The sequence below is a fragment of the Polynucleobacter sp. JS-JIR-II-c23 genome (assembly GCF_035011225.1).
Classification (GTDB): domain Bacteria; phylum Pseudomonadota; class Gammaproteobacteria; order Burkholderiales; family Burkholderiaceae; genus Polynucleobacter.
Genome location: NZ_JAYGQT010000001.1, coordinates 1,313,800 through 1,332,940 on the forward strand (window position 1 = coordinate 1,313,800; position 19,141 = coordinate 1,332,940).

The 19,141-nt window shown below is 47.0% G+C and carries 21 protein-coding genes; all 21 read right to left on the reverse strand.

Annotated elements, in window-relative coordinates:
- Positions 1-3: 3 nt before the first annotated feature.
- The 21 genes from VC159_RS06725 to VC159_RS06825 all read right to left on the reverse strand — a co-directional run bounded on the left by VC159_RS06725 (position 4) and on the right by VC159_RS06825 (position 19,064).
- Positions 4-570, reverse strand: a complete 567-nt coding sequence (locus tag VC159_RS06725; RefSeq protein ID WP_215359969.1) for a CvpA family protein — start codon at positions 568-570, stop codon at positions 4-6.
- Positions 570-1,385, reverse strand: coding sequence for an SPOR domain-containing protein (locus tag VC159_RS06730; RefSeq protein ID WP_323473109.1), 816 nt, complete (start codon positions 1,383-1,385; stop codon positions 570-572). Before VC159_RS06730 ends, VC159_RS06725 begins: the two co-directional genes overlap by 1 nt.
- A gap of 3 nt (positions 1,386-1,388) precedes the next feature.
- Positions 1,389-2,714 (reverse strand): bifunctional tetrahydrofolate synthase/dihydrofolate synthase, encoded by a 1,326-nt coding sequence (folC, locus tag VC159_RS06735; RefSeq protein WP_215359965.1) that lies wholly within the window; start codon positions 2,712-2,714, stop codon positions 1,389-1,391.
- 4 nt (positions 2,715-2,718) lie between these two features.
- Entirely contained in the window at positions 2,719-3,606 is an 888-nt protein-coding gene (gene accD / locus VC159_RS06740; RefSeq protein ID WP_216263040.1) for an acetyl-CoA carboxylase, carboxyltransferase subunit beta, read from the reverse strand.
- A 6-nt stretch (positions 3,607-3,612) separates the two neighbouring features.
- Positions 3,613-4,410, reverse strand: coding sequence for a tryptophan synthase subunit alpha (trpA, locus tag VC159_RS06745; protein WP_323473110.1), 798 nt, complete (start codon positions 4,408-4,410; stop codon positions 3,613-3,615).
- Between the two features lie 9 nt (positions 4,411-4,419).
- Positions 4,420-5,613, reverse strand: a complete 1,194-nt coding sequence (gene trpB / locus VC159_RS06750; RefSeq protein WP_323473111.1) for a tryptophan synthase subunit beta — start codon at positions 5,611-5,613, stop codon at positions 4,420-4,422.
- Positions 5,614-5,643: 30 nt separating this feature from the next.
- Positions 5,644-6,321 carry a phosphoribosylanthranilate isomerase gene (locus tag VC159_RS06755; RefSeq protein WP_323473112.1) on the reverse strand — a complete coding sequence of 226 codons (678 nt, stop codon included), beginning with the start codon at positions 6,319-6,321 and terminating at the stop codon, positions 5,644-5,646.
- A 25-nt stretch (positions 6,322-6,346) separates the two neighbouring features.
- The gene (truA, locus tag VC159_RS06760; protein WP_323473113.1) at positions 6,347-7,198 is read right to left on the reverse strand and encodes a tRNA pseudouridine(38-40) synthase TruA; all 852 of its coding nucleotides are present in this window, start codon (positions 7,196-7,198) and stop codon (positions 6,347-6,349) included.
- Positions 7,199-7,201: 3 nt separating this feature from the next.
- Positions 7,202-8,584: a FimV/HubP family polar landmark protein gene (locus VC159_RS06765; RefSeq protein WP_323473114.1), complete on the reverse strand. Its 1,383-nt coding sequence runs from the start codon at positions 8,582-8,584 to the stop codon at positions 7,202-7,204.
- A 10-nt stretch (positions 8,585-8,594) separates the two neighbouring features.
- A complete protein-coding gene (asd, locus tag VC159_RS06770) occupies positions 8,595-9,752 on the reverse strand; it encodes an aspartate-semialdehyde dehydrogenase (RefSeq protein WP_323473115.1) in 1,158 nt (385 codons plus the stop codon).
- A gap of 46 nt (positions 9,753-9,798) precedes the next feature.
- Positions 9,799-10,869, reverse strand: a complete 1,071-nt coding sequence (gene leuB, locus VC159_RS06775; RefSeq protein WP_323473116.1) for a 3-isopropylmalate dehydrogenase — start codon at positions 10,867-10,869, stop codon at positions 9,799-9,801.
- Between the two features lie 23 nt (positions 10,870-10,892).
- The gene (gene leuD / locus VC159_RS06780) at positions 10,893-11,540 is read right to left on the reverse strand and encodes a 3-isopropylmalate dehydratase small subunit (RefSeq protein WP_215363275.1); all 648 of its coding nucleotides are present in this window, start codon (positions 11,538-11,540) and stop codon (positions 10,893-10,895) included.
- Positions 11,541-11,572: 32 nt separating this feature from the next.
- On the reverse strand, positions 11,573-11,776 hold the full coding sequence (locus tag VC159_RS06785) for a hypothetical protein (RefSeq protein ID WP_323473117.1): 204 nt from the start codon (positions 11,774-11,776) through the stop codon (positions 11,573-11,575).
- A 12-nt stretch (positions 11,777-11,788) separates the two neighbouring features.
- Positions 11,789-13,198, reverse strand: coding sequence for a 3-isopropylmalate dehydratase large subunit (gene leuC, locus VC159_RS06790; RefSeq protein WP_323473118.1), 1,410 nt, complete (start codon positions 13,196-13,198; stop codon positions 11,789-11,791).
- Between the two features lie 17 nt (positions 13,199-13,215).
- Positions 13,216-14,529, reverse strand: coding sequence for a citrate synthase (gltA, locus tag VC159_RS06795; protein WP_323473119.1), 1,314 nt, complete (start codon positions 14,527-14,529; stop codon positions 13,216-13,218).
- Positions 14,530-14,611: 82 nt separating this feature from the next.
- Entirely contained in the window at positions 14,612-14,881 is a 270-nt protein-coding gene (locus VC159_RS06800; RefSeq protein WP_323473120.1) for a succinate dehydrogenase assembly factor 2, read from the reverse strand.
- The gene (locus tag VC159_RS06805; protein WP_215359943.1) at positions 14,878-15,582 is read right to left on the reverse strand and encodes a succinate dehydrogenase iron-sulfur subunit; all 705 of its coding nucleotides are present in this window, start codon (positions 15,580-15,582) and stop codon (positions 14,878-14,880) included. Before VC159_RS06805 ends, VC159_RS06800 begins: the two co-directional genes overlap by 4 nt.
- A gap of 16 nt (positions 15,583-15,598) precedes the next feature.
- Positions 15,599-17,377 (reverse strand): succinate dehydrogenase flavoprotein subunit, encoded by a 1,779-nt coding sequence (sdhA, locus tag VC159_RS06810; RefSeq protein ID WP_323473121.1) that lies wholly within the window; start codon positions 17,375-17,377, stop codon positions 15,599-15,601.
- 4 nt (positions 17,378-17,381) lie between these two features.
- Positions 17,382-17,747 (reverse strand): succinate dehydrogenase, hydrophobic membrane anchor protein, encoded by a 366-nt coding sequence (gene sdhD, locus VC159_RS06815; protein WP_215363264.1) that lies wholly within the window; start codon positions 17,745-17,747, stop codon positions 17,382-17,384.
- Between the two features lie 24 nt (positions 17,748-17,771).
- Complete coding sequence (sdhC, locus tag VC159_RS06820) at positions 17,772-18,191, reverse strand: succinate dehydrogenase, cytochrome b556 subunit (protein WP_215321900.1); 420 nt, start codon at positions 18,189-18,191, stop codon at positions 17,772-17,774.
- 144 nt (positions 18,192-18,335) lie between these two features.
- Complete coding sequence (locus VC159_RS06825) at positions 18,336-19,064, reverse strand: GntR family transcriptional regulator (RefSeq protein ID WP_323473571.1); 729 nt, start codon at positions 19,062-19,064, stop codon at positions 18,336-18,338.
- Positions 19,065-19,141: the final 77 nt, after the last annotated feature.

A 19,141-nucleotide genomic window follows, 5' to 3' on the forward strand; every position in this document is an offset into this window, starting at 1 on the left:
TCTCTAGATTCCTATTGTTAATTTAGGAGCAATGGTAGGGCTAACTTTAGGCATTGCATCACCTAATTGTTTTGCCCAGTCGGCAGGAAGCCAACCTTTAATTAAACCGGTTGCCATATCAATTGCTGGTCTGGTAATAGCATTCTTCCAGGCCATACTTTGCGGAATAGGTGTGAGTGCAGCTAAGGTGGCCAGCACTACGATGACTAAGCCTCCGCGGATCACACCGAATATCAAACCCAAGAAACGGTCAGTCAAACTAAGGCCTACTGACAAAATAATTTTCTGCACTACACCACCAAACAAACCACAGATGATGAGGGTTAATACAAATAAAATGATGAAGCTCACACCAAGACTCAGCAATTCATCTAGATGAAACGTCGAGAGCCACTCGGTTGAGAGGTAATTGCTGTAGTGATAAGCAACCCAAGCGGCTGCGAACCAAGAGGCTAAAGCAAGCACCTCTTTAAATAAACCGCGCGAGATACCTACCAAGGCAGAAACCAAGAGTACAACTAGGGTGAAGTAATCCACCGATGTTAGCTTGAGGGTGGACAAGTATTCCATTACTGCTTACCGGACTCGACAAGTCTTGGTGAAAGACCCATCGCCTTAATTTTCTTTTCCGCCGCTTCTGCAGCATCTTTATCTGTATATGGCCCTGCACGTAATACATATAGCTTTGTGCCATCACTACCCGCCTTATTCAAGACGTAGTTAGGAATCTTTTGATCTTTCAGCTTTGCAATCCAACCTTTAGCGCGCTCTTCTGAAGCAAAGGCACCAATCTGAATCACGTACTTACCCGATCCAGAAGCGCTAGGCTTGGGGGCATCTTCTGCCTTAGGCTTCGCGTCAGCCTTAGGACCTGCGGCAGCAACCACCTCTTCACCCGCAGCCAAACCTAATGTGCCAGATTTATTTACTGCAGGCGCCGCTGGTTTAGCGTCTACCTTAGCCTCTACTTTTACTTCTGGCTTCACTTCTGGTGCAAGTGCAGGTGCAGCGGCGACCTTAGGAGCTTCTTTAACAGGCTCAACAGGAGTCTCTACTTTTGGTTTCTCTTCAGCCTTAGGTTCTGTACCAGGAATAGGTAAGCTGGTAACAATGTTTACTGCGATGTCGTTAGATGATGCCTTTGGTTTGTTATCCAAAATACGAGGTAAGCCAATAACAGCAATTAATACGAGGACAGCAGCACCAATCAGGCGATGGCGCGCTCTTTGTTGTTCTGGATCTTCTGTGAGGGCAAGTTCTTCAGCTTCTGCTGCGCGCTGAAAACTGCGTGGGGCTGCTCGTTTGGCGGTGCGACTACCCCTTGAACCTATTTCAAGGTCATCAGACTGGGTTTTTCGCTTAAAAAAGCTTGGTAAACGAATCATGGATCAGTGGGCCTGGTTGTTTCGGTAAGTCATTACGCCTGCAACGGTATAGAAGGATCCGAAGGTCACAATTCTATCACCCTCACCCGCCAAAGATAGCGCTTTTTGATACGCTAAAGCAGGTTCTGGGAAGCATTCAATACCCCCGTCTGACCCATTTTTTGGCTTTACTCCCATAGATTCAAGCTTCTCGGCCAGGGCCTTAGCGCTGGCAGCTCTGGGGGTTGGTAAATCGGTACAAAACCAGAAATCTACGATGTTTAAGAGGGGTTTAATTACCCCCTCAATGTCCTTGTCAGCCATAGCTCCAAAAATGGCATAGGTGTAGGGGTGGTAACCCATCTTATCTAGCCCCTGAGCCAAGGTAGCCGCAGCATGGGGGTTATGAGCAACATCTAACACTACGGTAGGCTGCCCCGGGAGAACCTGGAATCGGCCTGGTAGTTCAACCAAAGCAAAACCATTGCGAATATCCTGGGCGCTCACCGGTAGACGCTGATGTAAGGCCATTAAGGCAGCTATTACTGCCGAGGCATTCAGAATCTGATTGGCGCCCCGCAGCGCTGGGTACCCAAGCCCACTAAAGCGCTTCTTGCGCCCTGCCCAACCCCATTGCTGTTTATCACCTTGAAAGTTGTAGTCACGCCCTTGCAACCAGAGATCGCAGCCCAACTTTTCAGCATGATCAATCAGCGATTGTGGCGGCACAGGATCACCGCACACCGCAATATGCCCTGGACGGAAAATACCCGCCTTTTCCAGGCCAATGGCTTCGCGTGTGCCACCCAAAAAATCCGCATGATCGATATCGATACTAGTCACAATTGCGCAATCAGCATCAACGATGTTGACAGCATCCAAACGACCACCCATACCCACTTCCAAGACAACCGCATCCAAATTGGATTTAGCAAACAGATGCATGATGGCTAAAGTGGTGAACTCAAAATACGTTAAGGTCGGTGCATCGACTAGGCTCACGCGAGCTTCTTCGACAGCAGCAAAATGCTCAAGCAAAAGATTGTCTTTGACATCTTCGCCATTGATGCGCGCACGCTCATTGAATTTGAGTAAATGTGGGGAGGTATGGCAACCGACTCTATAACCAGAAGCCAACAGAATGCTCTCCAGAAATGCACAGGTCGAGCCTTTGCCATTCGTACCGGCAACCGTAATTACTGGACAATCAAAATGGAGATCTAATGCAGCCTTCACGCGATTGATGCGCTCAAGCCCCATGTCTATGCCAACGGGGTGAGCAGTCTCGAGGTGGCTAAGCCAAGCCTCTAGGCTAGGAAATAATATGGGGGCTTGGTGTGCTGAGCTCAAGCGCTTAAACGACTGCGCTACCCGCGATAGCAGGCTCAGGAAGCTTTTGTAACAAAGCAAGTAAACGCGCGATTTCACCGCGCATCTGACGACGATCAACAATCATGTCAATACCGCCCTTTTGCATCAGGAACTCAGATCTCTGGAATCCTTCAGGCAATTTTTCGCGAACAGTTTGTTCAATCACGCGTGGACCAGCAAATCCAATCAAGGCTTTTGGCTCAGCCATGACTACATCGCCCATGAAGGCAAAGCTGGCAGAAATACCACCCATCGTCGGGTCAGTAAGCACGCTGATATAAGGCAATCCTTTTTTAGCTAACAAGGTCAACATCGAGTTAGTCTTGGCCATTTGGAAAAGTGATAACAAGCTTTCTTGCATACGCGCACCGCCAGTAGCAGTGACGCAAATGAAGGCGCACTTCTTATTAATTGCCTCTTGCACTCCGCGGGCAAAACGCTCGCCTACTACAGAGCCCATTGAGCCACCCATATATTGGAATTCGAAACAAGCAGCTACTACAGGAATAGTTTCAATCTTGCCGCCCATGACAATCAAGGCTTCAGATTCACCAGAAGCATCATTCGCTTCTTTAATGCGATCTGGGTATTTTTTTGAGTCTTTAAATTTCAGCGGGTCAATTGGATAGATATCAGCACCGATTTCGTAGCGGCCTTTTTCATCTAGCAAGCTGTCTAAGCGCAGACGTGCTCCGATACGCATGTGATGACTACATTTTGGGCATACCGATAAATTAGCTTCAATGTCAGTGCTGTACAGAACAGTTTCACAACTGGGGCACTTGACCCACAATCCCTCCGGAACTGACTTGCGATTTGCAGGATCAGTATGTTGAATTTGGGGTGGGAGTAATTTATCTATCCAGCTCATTAGTTTTTAGCTATCCAATGCGTCGCGTATCTCACGAATGAAGGTTTCCAGTGATTGTACCGCCTGCCCAGGGGGCGCATCCTCTAAAAGGCGAATAATTCGGCTGCCAATTACCACTGCATCAGCACTTACCGATACCGCCTTGGCGCTAGCTGCATCGCTAATACCAAAGCCTACAGCAATCGGAATATCCGTCTCTTCACGAATTTTTGGGATGATGCTGGCGACATCCTGAGTATTGAGGTTAGAAGCACCAGTAACCCCTCTCATGGAAACGTAATAGATATAACCTGAAGCTATTTTGGCCGCCTCTTTAATGCGCGCATGTGATGAAGTAGGCGCTAATAAGAAGATCGGATCAATGCCGGCAACGCGCATACGAGCGGCAAAGTCCACGCACTCTTCTGGTGGGTAATCTACTACGAGAACACCGTCGACACCGGCAGCCTTCGCTTCGGTTGCAAAACGCTCTGCTCCCATTTGCTCAACTGGGTTTGCATAACCCATCAAAACAACTGGCGTATTAGCATCCTGCTTGCGGAATTCTTTCACCATCTCTAAGCAGCTATGCAAAGTGACGCCTTGCATCAGCGCACGTTCCGATGATCTCTGAATGACAGGGCCATCAGCCATTGGATCTGAAAATGGCACACCTAATTCAATCACACTTGAGCCGCCACGAACTAATGCATGCATGAGTTCAACGGTTTGTTTAGGATCTGGATCACCAGCAGTAATAAAAGGGATCAATCCTTTTTTACCTGTTGCTTTTAGCTCCTTGAAGAGCGCAGTAATTTTTGACATAACTCTTTCTTAACCTTCTGAACCTGTTGCCTGCGCAACGGTATGCATATCCTTATCACCACGACCAGAGAGGTTGACCAATATCGTCTTGTCTTTAGGCAAGGTCTTAGCAAGCTTACAGGCATAGGCAATGGCATGAGAAGACTCAAGCGCAGGAATGATGCCTTCAATCTGGCAGCAATCATGGAATGCTTGGAGCGCCTCTTCATCTGTAATCGCCACATAGTCTGCGCGACCAGAATCTTTTAACCATGCATGTTCAGGACCAACACCGGGATAGTCCATACCAGCAGAAACAGAATGTGTTTCAGAGATCTGGCCATTCTTGTCTTGCAATAAATAAGTACGGTTGCCGTGCAACACACCTGGTGTGCCAACGCACAAGGCCGCTGAATGCAAACCACTTCCCAAGCCATGACCTGCAGCTTCAACACCAACGAGTTTCACTTCCGGGAAATCAATATAAGGATAAAAAATGCCCATCGCATTAGAGCCGCCGCCAACACAGGCTAAAACATAGTCAGGCTGACGACCAGTCATCTCTGGCATCTGTACTTTGCACTCTTCACCAATCACACTCTGAAAATCTCTCACCATCATTGGATAAGGATGTGGTCCTGCGACAGTGCCGATGATGTAGAAAGTGTTATCCACATTGGTAACCCAATCGCGCATCGCTTCATTGAGCGCATCTTTCAAAGTCTTGGTACCAGACTCCACTGGAACTACCTTAGCGCCAAGTAGTTTCATGCGGAATACGTTTTGCGCCTGACGGGCTACGTCCACAGAGCCTTGATAGACCGTGCAGTCTAGGCCAAAGCGAGCGCAGATCGTTGCTGTAGCAACACCGTGCTGCCCTGCTCCTGTCTCAGCAATAATGCGAGGCTTACCCATACGCTTGGCCAACATCGCTTGACCAATCACGTTATTAATCTTGTGTGCACCAGTGTGATTTAAATCTTCACGCTTCAGATAAATTTGTGCGCCACCCAGCATTTCACTCCAACGCTTAGCGTGATAAACCGGAGAGGGTCTACCAACAAAATGTTTAAGCTCGTAATGAAACTCTTCAATGAATTTTGGATCGTGTTGATACTTTGCATAAGCTTCTTTAAGCTCATCTAAGGCAAACATCAATGTCTCAGAAACAAACACCCCGCCGTAAGGACCGAAGTGTCCTCGTGCATCTGGCTTGTCGTACATAGCTACCTCTTTTGATTTATCTACAGCAAATTATTGGGATGATGCTTTGGCATCCGCTGCGCGCACTGCTTGAATAAATTGGGCCATGAGCGCAGGATCTTTAATACCCCTGCTGCTTTCTACGCCACTACTGACGTCAACCGCGCAAGGATGCAGGCGTGCAACTGCCTCGCCCACGTTGTGCGTGTTCAATCCACCACTCAAAACGACCCGAGGCGCGTTTTCGCTTACCCATGTCTGTGGAATCCCTTGCCAATCAAAAGGAACGCCTCCGCCACCGTATCCCTCAACCAGGGCATCCAGCAGAAAAGCATTTGCATCCCCATATTGTAGGGAAAAATCGTCAAAAGCGAAGCCAGTTCCTACACGAGCAGCCTTCATCCAAGGCTCGCCTGCAGCAAGCTGGGCACAGCGCTCTGGGGTCTCATCCCCATGAAACTGCCATAAGGTGATTGAGGCAGCAGCCCGAATAGCGGCAAATTCTTCATCTGTAGGATTGACGACTAGTCCAACGGCATCTACCCCTGCTGGGAGCCTAGAAATGAGCTGCGCAGCGATATTAGGGCTCACAGCACGCACACTGGGCGGATAAAAGACGAAGCCAACCGCATCAACCCCTGCAGAAACTGCGGAATCGATGTCAGCCGCAGTCTTTAAACCGCAGATTTTGACCCTAGTTCGGTCCGGAGAATATGTCAGTAAGCCCATAAATGAATGATAAGGCCAAGGGCCTTTATTTCCCTTGCGCTTTCTTTTGCTTCCCAATAACCTGAGCTGGCAGCCAAGAGTTTTCCAACCAAGGCTGGGGGATGGCAAATTCATCCGGATAAGTGATTTTGGCCAAATACAGGCCATCGGCCATAAAAGTAGGAGCGGCGATTTGCCTATTCTTAGCAGCCAAGACTTCGGCCATCCACTCGGGCTTTTGTCTACCCTGACCAATTTGCAAAAAACAGCCGACCACATTGCGGATCATGTGATGCAAAAAAGCATTTCCCCGAATTCGGAAATACAGCCATGGTTGATCAGAAACAATCTCAATGGAGTAAATCGTTTTTACCGGTGTTTTACTTTGGCACTCAGATGAGCGAAAAGAACTGAAGTCGTGTTCGCCAATCAAGCACTCAGCTGATTTTTTCATAGCCTCTACATCAAGCCATTGATTTGGGGGCACCAGTAAGTAACCTGCGCGTGAGTGCGACATCGGCGAACGACAAGGCCCCGCTTGCAAGGCATAAATATATTCGCGCTCATAAGCAGAGAAGCGCGCACTGAACTGATCGGAAACTGGCTTTGCCCAGTTAATAACAATCGATGGCGGCAAGAATGAGTTCACACCCCTTACCCATGAAAAGTCTTCACGCTCAACATTGGTATCAAAGTGCACAACCTGTCCTAAGGCATGTACACCAGCATCGGTTCTGCCTGCGGTGATTGTATGAATGGGCTGTTCTGCACAAGCCTGCTCACCAACAAAGGCTGTAATGGCCTTTTCTAATTCATCTTGTACTGTGTTGTGATTTACTTGGGTTTGCCAGCCTGAATAGGGGCTGCCGTCATACTGAAGGCCAAGGGCTATGCGCATGGTTCAGGTATTGCGATGCGAGATTTCTGCCAACAAGCCCTGCGCTTCAATGGTGATGGCTGGATCGACAGAATTACTGATACGAAGCACTTCATCCAAAGACTTTTTAGCTGCAGAGAAATCTTCAATCGTGATGTAAGCACGTGCTAGATTCAATTTGACGCGCAAAGTATCTGCAAGTGGATTTGACACTGGGGCAGCTATTGTTGCGGGAACCTCTTTTGCAGGCTTTGAAAGATCAAGATCTATGCCATCAAACAATGCCTTTGCACGAGCCGGCATTTCAAAATGAGAGCTGGCTGGAGGTTTCTCATTTTTAGCAACATGATGTGTATCAGCATGAAAGCTTGGTGCCTCTGAGCGACGCGCATTGCGGGCTAATCCCCAGAGCAATAAACCGGTTAAGCCAATCAGACCAATAGCCAGAATGGCCGGGCCTAATCCACCTAAGCCAAAATTGCTGTCGACTGCTTTCTTCTCCTTAGATTTATCTAGGAGTCTCTGTAAGTCAGCGATATTCTTTTCTAACTCAGCAACCCGAGCTTTAGTCTGCTCCAAGACCTTCTCTTGAGCTACCAACTCTTCAGTGTAGCGACGCTCTTGATCGTTACCATCAGCGCTTGAACCAATCTTCAGTCGATCCTTGGGAACAACTTCCCCTGTTTTAGCATTACCTGATTTTCCATTAGCGGTGCCTGCTTCTTTTTCGCCATGCTCTGCGCGCCACTGTTCGTTAGCATCTGCGACGAACTGATTTGCCTCTGCCGGACTAATAGAACGAAGTAGCGCCTGACTGGGTTTGGACAACTCAGCTCCGGCGGCCAAGCGATTGATGCTACCGCTAGCAAACGCATCGGGATTGGCCTTATACAGGGCCATCATGGTTTGATCTAAGGTAGCACCATCCAATTGGGGCGCCATGATGGCAGCTATTTCAGATAAGGACTGCCCCGGCTTTACGGTGATCTTCTGCACATCACCGAGTAACAATGTGAATGTCTTGGTAAGGCTACCGCTAGACCAATTGAGATTAACCAATACATCTAAGAATGGATCATCGGTCATCGGTACAGAATTGACTGTCTCTACCAATACCATCAGTTGCTCTTGACGATTGCGATACACCATTGCCTGCGGATTGAGGTCAAGAATCTTTTGTGAAATGCCTAAGCGCTCATAAGATGCCTTATTAGGCATTTTCACATTCAGGCTAGATAAAGCACCCTGCTCATCTATTCCAACCCGAATTGGGATCTCAACACGGAGTGGCTCACCAGGGCGTGACTGAAGTTGAGGAGCGCCTAAGCTAATCGCACCAGCAATAGATGACCAACCAAGCAGAACAACACAAAGTAGCTTTAAGCCTAGTTGACCAATACGAAACATAAAAGTGAAATTACTTCTCAAGCAAAATGCGCAACATGCGGCGCAATGGCTCAGCAGCACCCCACAAGAGTTGGTCGCCAACAGTAAAGGCCCCCAAATACTCTGGGCCCATTGCCATCTTATGCAAACGGCCAATAGGTACAGTCAATGTACCGCTGACAGCAGCAGGCGATAAATCACGCTCAGTAGTTTCGCGATCATTTGGAACCACTTTGACCCACTGATTATCTGCGGCCAAGATTGCCTCAATCTCTTTCAGTGGAATATCTTTTTTGAGTTTCACAGTCAAACCTTGTGAATGGCAGCGCATCGCACCTACACGAACGCATAAACCATCGATTGGAATGCTGCCAGGTGTGCGGAATGCAGGTCGACCTAAGATCTTATTGAACTCAGCGCCACCCTTCCATTCTTCTTTAGTTTGACCATTCTCAACAGGTACGTCGATCCATGGAATCAGGCTACCCGCTAAAGCAGTGTTACGGAAATTCTTTTTCGGGAACTCAGAAGAGCGCAATGTCTCAGTAACCTTGCGGTCAATATCGAGAATCCAAGATGATGGATCAGCCAACTCAGTAGCAACGCTGTCACGCAAAGCACCCATCTGCAGCAATAGCTCGCGCATGTTTTGAGCGCCAGCACCAGAAGCTGCTTGATAAGTCATCGCGCTAATCCACTCAACCATGTCAGCCTTAACCAAGCCACCCATAGCCATCATCATCAAACTCACAGTGCAATTAGCGCCGATCCAATTCTTCCCACCAGCAGCCAAAGCCTTATCAATCACCGGGCGATTAACAGGATCTAAAACCAATACTGCGTCATCCTTCATACGCAATGCACTAGCAGCATCAATCCAGTGACCATTCCACCCTGCTGCACGCAGCTTAGGGAAGATGTCATTGGTGTAATCGCCACCTTGGCAAGTCAAGATGATGTCGCAACGTGACAATGCTTTGATGTCATTCGCATCTTGCAAAGTGCTTTCGCTCTTAGTCACTTTTTGACCATTGAGCAAAGGCACAACACCACCCGCTTGGCTGGTACTAAAAAATACAGGCTCGATCAGGTCGAAGTCTTTTTCAGCCAACATTCTCTCCATGAGAACGCTACCAACCATACCGCGCCAGCCAACTAAACCAACTAAAGGTGTTTTTGAATTTGCCATGATGAACTATCTAATGAATGTATTTGATTTGCTTCTAGTTAATTTATTACGCAAGTGCTGCAACTACAGCATCGCCCATTTCAACCGTTGATACTTTTTTCGTGCCTTCGGTATAAATGTCTGCTGTTCTTAAACCTTGCGCTAAGACTTTCTGCACTGCCTTTTCAATGCGATCTGCTTCTGCAGGCATACCTAATGAATAACGCAACATCATTGCTGCAGACAAAATTGTTGCCAATGGATTGGCGATACCCTTACCAGCGATATCCGGCGCAGAACCATGGCTAGGCTCGTATAAGCCCTTATTGTTCTTATCTAAAGAGGCAGATGGCAACATACCGATTGAACCGGTCAACATTGCGGCTTCATCTGACAAAATGTCGCCAAATAGATTGCCGGTTACCACCACATCAAATGCTTTAGGCGCTTTAACCAACTGCATCGCAGCGTTATCCACATACATATGAGATAACTCAACATCTGGATAGTCTTTAGAAACCCGAATCATGACTTCACGCCAAAGCTGAGAAGTCTCTAATACGTTTGCCTTGTCTACGCTGCACACTTTTTTACCGCGCTTGCGTGCTGCCTCAAAAGCAACATGTCCAATGCGCTCTACTTCAGGCTCGCTGTAATGCATGGTGTCGAAACCTTCACGCGCACCCTTGAACAAAGGCAACTCTGAAGTGCGAATACCGCGTGGCTGACCAAAGTAAATATCACCATTGAGCTCACGCACAATCAAGATATCCAAGCCGCCAATGATTTCTGGCTTAAGACTTGATGCAGCTGTAAGTTCTGGATAGCAAATTGCTGGTCTGAAATTAGCAAACAACTCGAGGTGTTTACGCAAACCCAAGATGGCTTGTTCGGGGCGCAGTTCGCGTGCAAGCGTGTCGTACTTCCAATCACCTACCGCACCAAACAAAATAGCATCCGCTTTTTTAGCAAGATCTAGGGTGGCTGGTGGCAAAGGATGTCCAGCGACGTCATAAGCTGCTCCGCCTACGGGGGCTTCTTCTAAATCAAACTTTGGGCCAAGCGCTTGGAGCACTCGAACGGCTTGAGCAACGATTTCCGGGCCGATACCATCGCCCGGTAGAACTGCAATTTTCATGAAAGGCCTTTAAATCAACGAAATTACGGCAATTGTGTCGCAAGCCAAGGCATTTTTAGAATGCGCTCGGCTTCATAAGCCTTGATTTTATCTGCATGTTGCAGGGTTAGGCCAATATCGTCTAAGCCGTTAAGAAGGCAATACTTTCTAAATGGGGCCACTTCGAAGCTATAAGCAGTGCCATCGGGGGCAATAACCTGCTGTGCTGCTAGATCGATTGTTAATTGATAGCCGTTAAACGCTTGGGTTTCGTTAAAAAGATGGTCAACCTGCATTTCAGTCAAAACAATCGGCAAAACACCGTTTTTGAAGCAGTTGTTGTAGAAAATATCTGCAAAACTAGGTGCAATCACCGCTCTAAAGCCAAATTGATCCAAGGCCCAGGGTGCATGCTCACGGGAACTGCCGCAGCCAAAGTTCTTACGAGCCAACAGAATGCCAGCACCTTTGTAGCGCGGCTGATTGAGAACAAAGTCTGGGTTAATGGGACGCGTACTGCAATCTTGACCAGGCTCACCATGATCGAGGTAGCGCCATTCATCAAACAGGTTTTGCCCAAAGCCAGTCTTCTTAATTGATTTTAGAAACTGCTTCGGAATAATGGCATCGGTATCCACGTTCTCGCGATTAAGCGGAGCAACCAAACCTTTGTATACCGTAAATTTTTCCATGATTCGACTTTTACTCTATTTGCTCTAAATGTTTACTTCACAGGGGTAACAACAACATCCTTACCCTTGGTTTGAGATTGATTGTTTTGCTGTGTGCTTGATCCACCCATGGAAGTTCCCATGTTCTGTAAGTCTTTACCAACACCTTCCATGGTGCTGCTACATGCAGAAATAATCATTCCAGCGACGCCAATAATTGCGAGTCTAGAAATTAAAGAGAGTGAAGAAAATTTCATTAATCAGTTTCCTTATGAAATCTTACGTACATCAACAAAGTGACCTTCGATCGCTGCAGCAGCTGCCATTGCAGGGCTAACCAAATGCGTGCGACCACCATTGCCTTGACGACCTTCGAAGTTGCGATTCGATGTTGAGGCGCAACGCTCTCCCGGCTCCAAGCGATCAGCATTCATCGCTAAGCACATAGAACATCCAGGTTCACGCCACTCGAAGCCGGCAGCCTTGAATATACGATCCAAACCTTCGCGCTCTGCTTGGGCTTTTACCAAACCAGAACCAGGAACAACCAATGCCAACTTCACATTGGCGGCAACTTTTTTACCTAAGCGATCCACTACCTTAGCAGCAGCACGCATATCTTCAATGCGACTGTTAGTGCATGAACCGATAAATACTTTATCTATAGAGATGCTGCTCAATGGTGTATTTGGTACGAGGTTCATGTACTCCAAAGCACGCTCCATTGCTGAACGCTTGTTTGGATCACGCTCTTTTTCTGGATCAGGAACACGCTCGCTAATCGCCAGCACCATTTCTGGTGAAGTGCCCCAGGTAACCTGTGGAGCGATTTCTTCTGCACGCAATTCAACTACGGCATCAAACTTTGCATCAGGATCTGAATGCAAGGTTCTCCAATATTGCAAAGCTTGCAACATCGCCGGGCCCTTAGGCGCATATGGACGACCCTGAATATATTCAATCGTAGTTTCATCTACAGCAACTAAACCAGCGCGAGCGCCAGCTTCAATCGCCATATTGCAGATAGTCATACGACCTTCCATTGAAAGGTTACGAATTGCTTCGCCAGCAAACTCAATGGTGTAACCCGTACCACCTGCAGTACCAATCTTGCCAATCACTGCGAGAACGATGTCCTTAGCGGTAGCGCCTGGTTGCAAGCGGCCATCAACGCGTACCAACATATTTTTGCTCTTCTTCATGAGCAAAGTTTGGGTTGCCAAAACGTGCTCGACTTCGGAAGTGCCAATACCAAATGCCAAAGCACCAAAGGCGCCATGGGTGCTGGTATGAGAGTCGCCGCAAACTACGGTCATGCCAGGCAAAGTTGCGCCCTGCTCTGGCCCGATGACATGAACAATCCCTTGGCGGGTGTCGTTCATCTTGTATTGGGTAATTCCAAAGGCATCGCAGTTTTGATCCAAAGTATCTACTTGCAACTTGGATATCGGATCAGTAATTCCTTCGGAGCGATCAGTTGTTGGTACGTTGTGATCAGAAACCGCCAAATTGGCGGAGATACGCCAAACTGGACGGCCAGCCAAATTCAAACCTTCAAATGCCTGCGGACTGGTTACCTCATGCAGCAACTGACGATCAATATAAATTGTGGCTGTGCCATCTTCTTCAGAGTAAACAACGTGGTCATCCCACAATTTGTCATAAAGCGTACGAGACATGAGAGACCTTAAATACCTTATTTACGAACTGAGATGTTCGGAACCTTGCGCGCTGTTTCGCCTACGTACAACTGACGTGGACGACCAATTTTGTATTCAGGATCAGTAATCATTTCTTCCCACTGAGCAATCCAACCTACTGTTCTTGCCAAGGCAAAAATACAGGTGAACATTTCTGTTGGGATACCTAAAGCACGTTGCACGATGCCTGAGTAGAAGTCTACGTTTGGATAGAGCTTACGGCTTACAAAATAGTCGTCCTCTAAAGCAATCTTCTCAAGAGTCATGGCCAACTTGAACAATGGATCATCTTGGAGACCAAGTTCATTCAATACTTCGTAGCAAGTTTCACGCATCAACTTTGCACGTGGGTCAAAGTTTTTATAAACGCGGTGACCAAAGCCCATCAAACGAACACTTGAGTTCTTGTCTTTAACTTGAGCGATGAATTCATGAATCTTTTCTACGCCACCATTCGCTTGAATCTCGTTCAACATCTGTAAGCAGGCTTCGTTTGCACCACCGTGAGCTGGGCCCCAGAGGCAAGCAATACCAGCAGAGATCGCTGCAAAAGGATTGGTGCCTGATGAACCACACAGACGCACAGTTGAAGTGGAAGCATTTTGCTCATGATCTGCATGCAATGTGAAGATGCGATCCAAAGCACGAACCAATACTGGGTTTACTTTGTACTCTTCACATGGTGTTGCAAACATCATGCGCATAAAGTTAGCGGTGTATGACAAAGAGTTATCTGGATAGATAAATGGTTGACCTACAGAATATTTATAAGCCATCGCAACCAAAGTTGGCATCTTCGCAATCAAACGAATTTGCGCCACTTCGCGGGCTTTAGGCTGGCTGTAGTCAATCGCATCATGGTAAAAAGCGGCCATTGCGCCAACCAAGCCAGTCAATACCGACATTGGATGCGCATCGCGACGGAAACCACGCAAGAAGAATTGCATTTGCTCATGAACCATCGTGTGGTGCATGACCATTTCTTCAAAGTCTTTTTTCTCAGCGGCATTTGGCAAGTCGCCATTGATCAAGAGGTAGCAAACTTCCAAGAAGTCACAGTTATTAGCTAAATCTTCAATTGGGTAGCCGCGATAGAGCAACTCACCCTTATCGCCATCGATGTAAGTAATTTTGCTATTACATGACGCAGTAGATAAGAAGCCTGAATCGTAAGTGAACTTACCAGTCTGACCATAGAGCTTACGAATGTCGATTACATCAGGACCAACTGTCCCTTTATAAATTGGCAGATCAATATCTGGTGTTCCATCCGAAAACGAGAGTTTTGCTTTGATGTCCGATTCAATCATTTCTAATCCTTAGTCATTCAAAAATATGATTAATACACTATTCGCTCATGCACCTATACAACTACTGCACCAAAATACTGAATTACTTCTCTCTCAGCCTTTGTAAAACCATCTTGAAAGAGTCTGTTTGCATCTCTTTCTCCAGGCTGGCTACAGAATCTTTACGACCAATCAATAAATCCATCAAGTCGTTGTCATCTAAAGCTAATAACTGGCTTAAAACTTTTCCATCTTCTACGCTTAATTGAGTGCCGTAACGCTCAAAGAAACGCTGCAGAATTAAATCGTTCTCTAGCAAGCCCCTACGAGCATCACTCTTTAAACGATATAAATCTGCATTGCCGAGGGTCATACTGCCCTACGAACCATCAACTCCTTGATCTTGCCAATTGCCTTCGTTGGATTCAAGTGCTTAGGACATACATCCACGCAATTCATGATGGTGTGGCAACGGAACAAGCGGTATGGGTCTTCCAAATTATCCAAGCGCTGATTGGTATCTTCATCACGGCTATCCGCAATAAAGCGATAAGCCTGCAATAAACCAGCTGGGCCAACGAACTTGTCTGGATTCCACCAGAAAGATGGGCATGAAGTTGAGCATGATGCGCACAAGATGCACTCATACAAGCCATTCAACTCTTCACGCTCTTCAGGACTCTGGAGACGCTCTTTTTCAGGAGGAGGATTGTCATTTACCAAGTAAGGCTTGATTGACAAATACTGCTTGAAGAACAACGTCATGTCGACGATCAAATCTCGCACGACTGGCAAGCCAGGCAATGGGCGCAATGTAATGACCTTAGGCAAAGTCAACATATTAGTCAGACAAGCCAAACCATTTTTACCGTTGATGTTCATAGCATCTGAACCGCACACACCTTCACGGCATGAACGACGATAAGAAATTGTTTCGTCTTGCTTCTTCAAAGAAATCAAAGCGTCCAACAACATACGCTCACCAGTGAGCTCTAACTCATAACGTTGCATGCGTGGAGCAGCATCGACATCTGGATCGTAGCGGTAAATTTCGAATATACGGATATCACTCATCTTCTATCTCTTTTGCTTAGAAAGTACGTTCTTTAGGAGGGAAGGACTCAACAGTGAGAGGCTTCAAGACAACTGGCTTGTAAGAAAGCTTATTTCCTTCACTGTACCAAAGGGTGTGCTTCATCCAATTCTCATCATCGCGCTCTTGGTGGTCATCATGCGAATGTGCACCACGACTCTCTTTGCGAGCTGCAGCAGAAATCATGGTTGCGTTTGCAGTCTCGACTAAGTTAGCCACTTCCAAAGCCTCAATACGTGCTGTATTGAAAATCTCGGATTTATCTTTAACCCATAAGTGCTTAGCGCGCTCTGTCAATTTAGCCATTTGACGAACGCCTTCATCCATCAACTCTTGATTACGGAACACACCAGCATATTTCTGCATGCACTTACGAATATCGTTTGCAACGTCTTGCGCGTACTCGCCTGAAGTTGAGTTATCCAACTGCGCAATACGCTCCAATGTTTGCTCACCAGCATTCGCAGGTAACGGCTTGAACTCGCGACTTTTCAGATCTAGGCCAACAATGTGGTTACCTGCTGCACGACCGAATACCAAGAGATCGAGTAATGAGTTAGTGCCTAGACGGTTCGCACCGTGCACGGATACGCATGAACACTCACCAATCGCATACAAACCATTAACGATTTCATTGTGGATGCCATTTGCTGGAACAACCACTTGACCATTGATGTTCGTTGGAATGCCGCCCATCTGATAGTGAATCGTAGGCACTACTGGAATTGGCTCTTTAGTGACATCAACGTTCGCAAAGTTAATACCAATCTCATAAACAGAAGGCAAACGCTTCATGATGGTCTCGGCGCCAATGTGTGTCAGATCGAGCACAACATAGTCACCGTTAGGACCGCAACCGCGCCCTTCTTTAATTTCCTGGTCCATGCAGCGGGATACGAAATCGCGTGGGGCCAAATCTTTATAGGTTGGCGCATAACGCTCCATGAAACGCTCGCCATCTTTATTACGCAAGATACCGCCTTCACCGCGGCAACCTTCTGTCAACAACACGCCTGCACCAGCTACGCCAGTTGGGTGGAATTGCCAGAATTCCATATCTTCCAATGGAATACCTGCGCGAGCTGCTAGGCCCATACCATCGCCGGTATTAATAAAGGCGTTTGTTGATGCATCCCAAATACGGCCCGCACCACCAGTTGCCAACATCACAATCTTGGCTTCCAAGATATAAACCTGGCCTGTTTCCATTTCGAGAGCAGTAACACCAACAACATCACCTGCATCATCACGAATCAAATCGAGCGCTAACCACTCAACAAAGAAGTTTGTTTTAGCGCGCACGTTACGTTGATACAAGGTATGCAACATGGCATGACCAGTACGGTCAGCAGCAGCACAAGCACGTTGCACAGGCTTCTCGCCGTAATTTGCTGTGTGGCCACCGAATGGACGCTGATAAATCGTGCCATCTGGGTTACGGTCAAATGGCATGCCGAAGTGCTCCAACTCATAAACGACTTTTGGAGCTTCGCGACACATGAACTCGATCACGTCTTGGTCACCTAACCAGTCAGATCCCTTGATGGTGTCATAGAAATGATAGTGCCAATTGTCTTCACTCATATTGCCTAATGAGGCACCGATACCACCTTGGGCAGCAACTGTATGTGAACGTGTTGGAAATACCTTAGTTAGCACAGCAACATTCAAGCCGGCTTCAGCCAACTGCAATGATGCGCGCATACCGGAACCACCTGCCCCAATGATCACCGCATCAAAACGGCGGCGTGGCAATGATTTTTTAATTGCAGTCATCGAATTACACTTTCCACAAAATTTGAACGGCGTAGGCCGCACAGGCTACGAGATACAGAACGGTTAACACTTGAAGTGTTAACCGAATACTGACCGGCTTGATGTAATCCATCCAGATATCGCGGATACCAATCCAAGCGTGATAGAACAAGCTGATGAATGCTAGGAGCGTCAATAACTTCATCAATTGGTTGCTAAATAAAGCAGACCAACCTTCATAAGTAGCGCTACCAGTGATGCAATAGTCCACCAACAAAACAATCGTAAACACCACCATCACAATCGCAGTAACGCGCTGAATGATCCACTCTTTTAGGCCGTAGTGCGCGCCTACAACTAAGCGCTTTGGTCCAATTTGATAAATAGGCATGAAATTTCCTTAAATGATGTGCGCTTAGTACACGCCGAATAATTTGAGACCCACTACAGCAGTCAAAGCCAAGCCGAGGAACAAAACAAAAATGGCCGAACGATTTGCTTCAGACTTCTCAACGCCGATTTCTAAATCGAGCAAAAGGTAGCGAATACCAGCACAGAAGTGGTGCAAGAAAGACCAGATCAAGCCGAGGCAAATAATCTTGACCAAAATGTTGCCGGTGAAAGCTTGGAATTTTTGGTAGCTCAGCTCAGACGCAAGGCTCTGATCGAAGAGATACAAAATAAATGGCAACAAGAGGAACATCGCTGCCCCGCTAATACGATGAAGAATGGAGACTTTGCCGGCCCAAGGAAGGCGGTATTTAATCAACTGGGCAAGACCAATATTTCGGTAAACCGGTCTATCTTTTTTTACATTTTGCTGTGAATCAACCATGGGTAATCTCTATCTTTAGGTGGAGGTTCATTGTGGTTTTGTTGTATCGCAACATATTCTATTGGAAACCTTAAGGCTGGTGGGGATTTTTACGGGTTTATAGGGGTTTAATAGGGGTTTTAACGGATATTTTCATCAACACACTTAGTTCAATTTGTTTTCGTAATGCTGCTCTGAAGTGTCGTATCTAGCGTGACGAATTTCTACTGGTTTATTCCCGTAGGTGAAAGCCACCCGCTCTACAGAAAGGAGTGGCGCGCCCTCCTCCAGATGAAGGTGTTTTGCCAGCATTTCATCAGCAGCTACAGCCTTAATTTTTTCTTCCGCCCGCACCATATGAGTGGCATATTGCCCCTCATAAAAGGCATACATGGGACCATGCCAAGCATTAAGGACCTCAAGGTCTAAACCCTTAAAACGAGAGCCAGGTAGAAATATCTCTTCAAAAACAATGGGTTTACCCGCAAAACTCTGAATTCGGTCAATGTGAATAATGGGGTCGCCTGCCTTTAATTTAAGCAATTCGGCCACGTAAGCGCTAGCTTTAGTCTTTTCACAGGTCAAAAATTGGTTGGTTAGGTGAAATTTCTCACCAGAATCCGGGGCTAAGCGTAAAAAACGATACTGCCAGTCGTCTTCTTGGTGGGTGGCGACAAAGGTGCCCTTCCCTTGGCGGCGAACCAGTAAATTTTGGGCGGCCAGCTCATCAATGGCTTTGCGGACAGTGCCTTGACTCACGGCATAACGGGCGGCAAGCTCCATTTCACTGGGAATAGCCATCCCCGGAAGCCATTCCGCGGCTTGCAAACTAGCCAAAATCATCGCCTTGATCTGCTCGTACAGAGGGCTAAATGAGGCAACAGGCAAATTCACGTCAGACAAATTAACTCCAGGCCGTGTCAATTGGATAAAATTCAGGGTAATTCTAGTCTTATATAAGACATCATTGA

What these genes read in the sequence shown, in the direction of transcription:
- VC159_RS06725 (WP_215359969.1), bottom strand. Translation starts at nt 570, where the DNA reads ATGGAATACTTGTCCACCCTCAAGCTAACATCGGTGGATTACTTCACC.
- VC159_RS06730 (WP_323473109.1), bottom strand. Translation starts at nt 1,385, where the DNA reads ATGATTCGTTTACCAAGCTTTTTTAAGCGAAAAACCCAGTCTGATGAC.
- accD (WP_216263040.1), bottom strand. Translation starts at nt 3,606, where the DNA reads ATGAGCTGGATAGATAAATTACTCCCACCCCAAATTCAACATACTGAT.
- trpA (WP_323473110.1), bottom strand. Translation starts at nt 4,410, where the DNA reads ATGTCAAAAATTACTGCGCTCTTCAAGGAGCTAAAAGCAACAGGTAAA.
- trpB (WP_323473111.1), bottom strand. Translation starts at nt 5,613, where the DNA reads ATGTACGACAAGCCAGATGCACGAGGACACTTCGGTCCTTACGGCGGG.
- VC159_RS06755 (WP_323473112.1), bottom strand. Translation starts at nt 6,321, where the DNA reads ATGGGCTTACTGACATATTCTCCGGACCGAACTAGGGTCAAAATCTGC.
- truA (WP_323473113.1), bottom strand. Translation starts at nt 7,198, where the DNA reads ATGCGCATAGCCCTTGGCCTTCAGTATGACGGCAGCCCCTATTCAGGC.
- VC159_RS06765 (WP_323473114.1), bottom strand. Translation starts at nt 8,584, where the DNA reads ATGTTTCGTATTGGTCAACTAGGCTTAAAGCTACTTTGTGTTGTTCTG.
- asd (WP_323473115.1), bottom strand. Translation starts at nt 9,752, where the DNA reads ATGGCAAATTCAAAAACACCTTTAGTTGGTTTAGTTGGCTGGCGCGGT.
- leuB (WP_323473116.1), bottom strand. Translation starts at nt 10,869, where the DNA reads ATGAAAATTGCAGTTCTACCGGGCGATGGTATCGGCCCGGAAATCGTT.
- leuD (WP_215363275.1), bottom strand. Translation starts at nt 11,540, where the DNA reads ATGGAAAAATTTACGGTATACAAAGGTTTGGTTGCTCCGCTTAATCGC.
- VC159_RS06785 (WP_323473117.1), bottom strand. Translation starts at nt 11,776, where the DNA reads ATGAAATTTTCTTCACTCTCTTTAATTTCTAGACTCGCAATTATTGGC.
- leuC (WP_323473118.1), bottom strand. Translation starts at nt 13,198, where the DNA reads ATGTCTCGTACGCTTTATGACAAATTGTGGGATGACCACGTTGTTTAC.
- gltA (WP_323473119.1), bottom strand. Translation starts at nt 14,529, where the DNA reads ATGATTGAATCGGACATCAAAGCAAAACTCTCGTTTTCGGATGGAACA.
- VC159_RS06800 (WP_323473120.1), bottom strand. Translation starts at nt 14,881, where the DNA reads ATGACCCTCGGCAATGCAGATTTATATCGTTTAAAGAGTGATGCTCGT.
- VC159_RS06805 (WP_215359943.1), bottom strand. Translation starts at nt 15,582, where the DNA reads ATGAGTGATATCCGTATATTCGAAATTTACCGCTACGATCCAGATGTC.
- sdhA (WP_323473121.1), bottom strand. Translation starts at nt 17,377, where the DNA reads ATGACTGCAATTAAAAAATCATTGCCACGCCGCCGTTTTGATGCGGTG.
- sdhD (WP_215363264.1), bottom strand. Translation starts at nt 17,747, where the DNA reads ATGCCTATTTATCAAATTGGACCAAAGCGCTTAGTTGTAGGCGCGCAC.
- sdhC (WP_215321900.1), bottom strand. Translation starts at nt 18,191, where the DNA reads ATGGTTGATTCACAGCAAAATGTAAAAAAAGATAGACCGGTTTACCGA.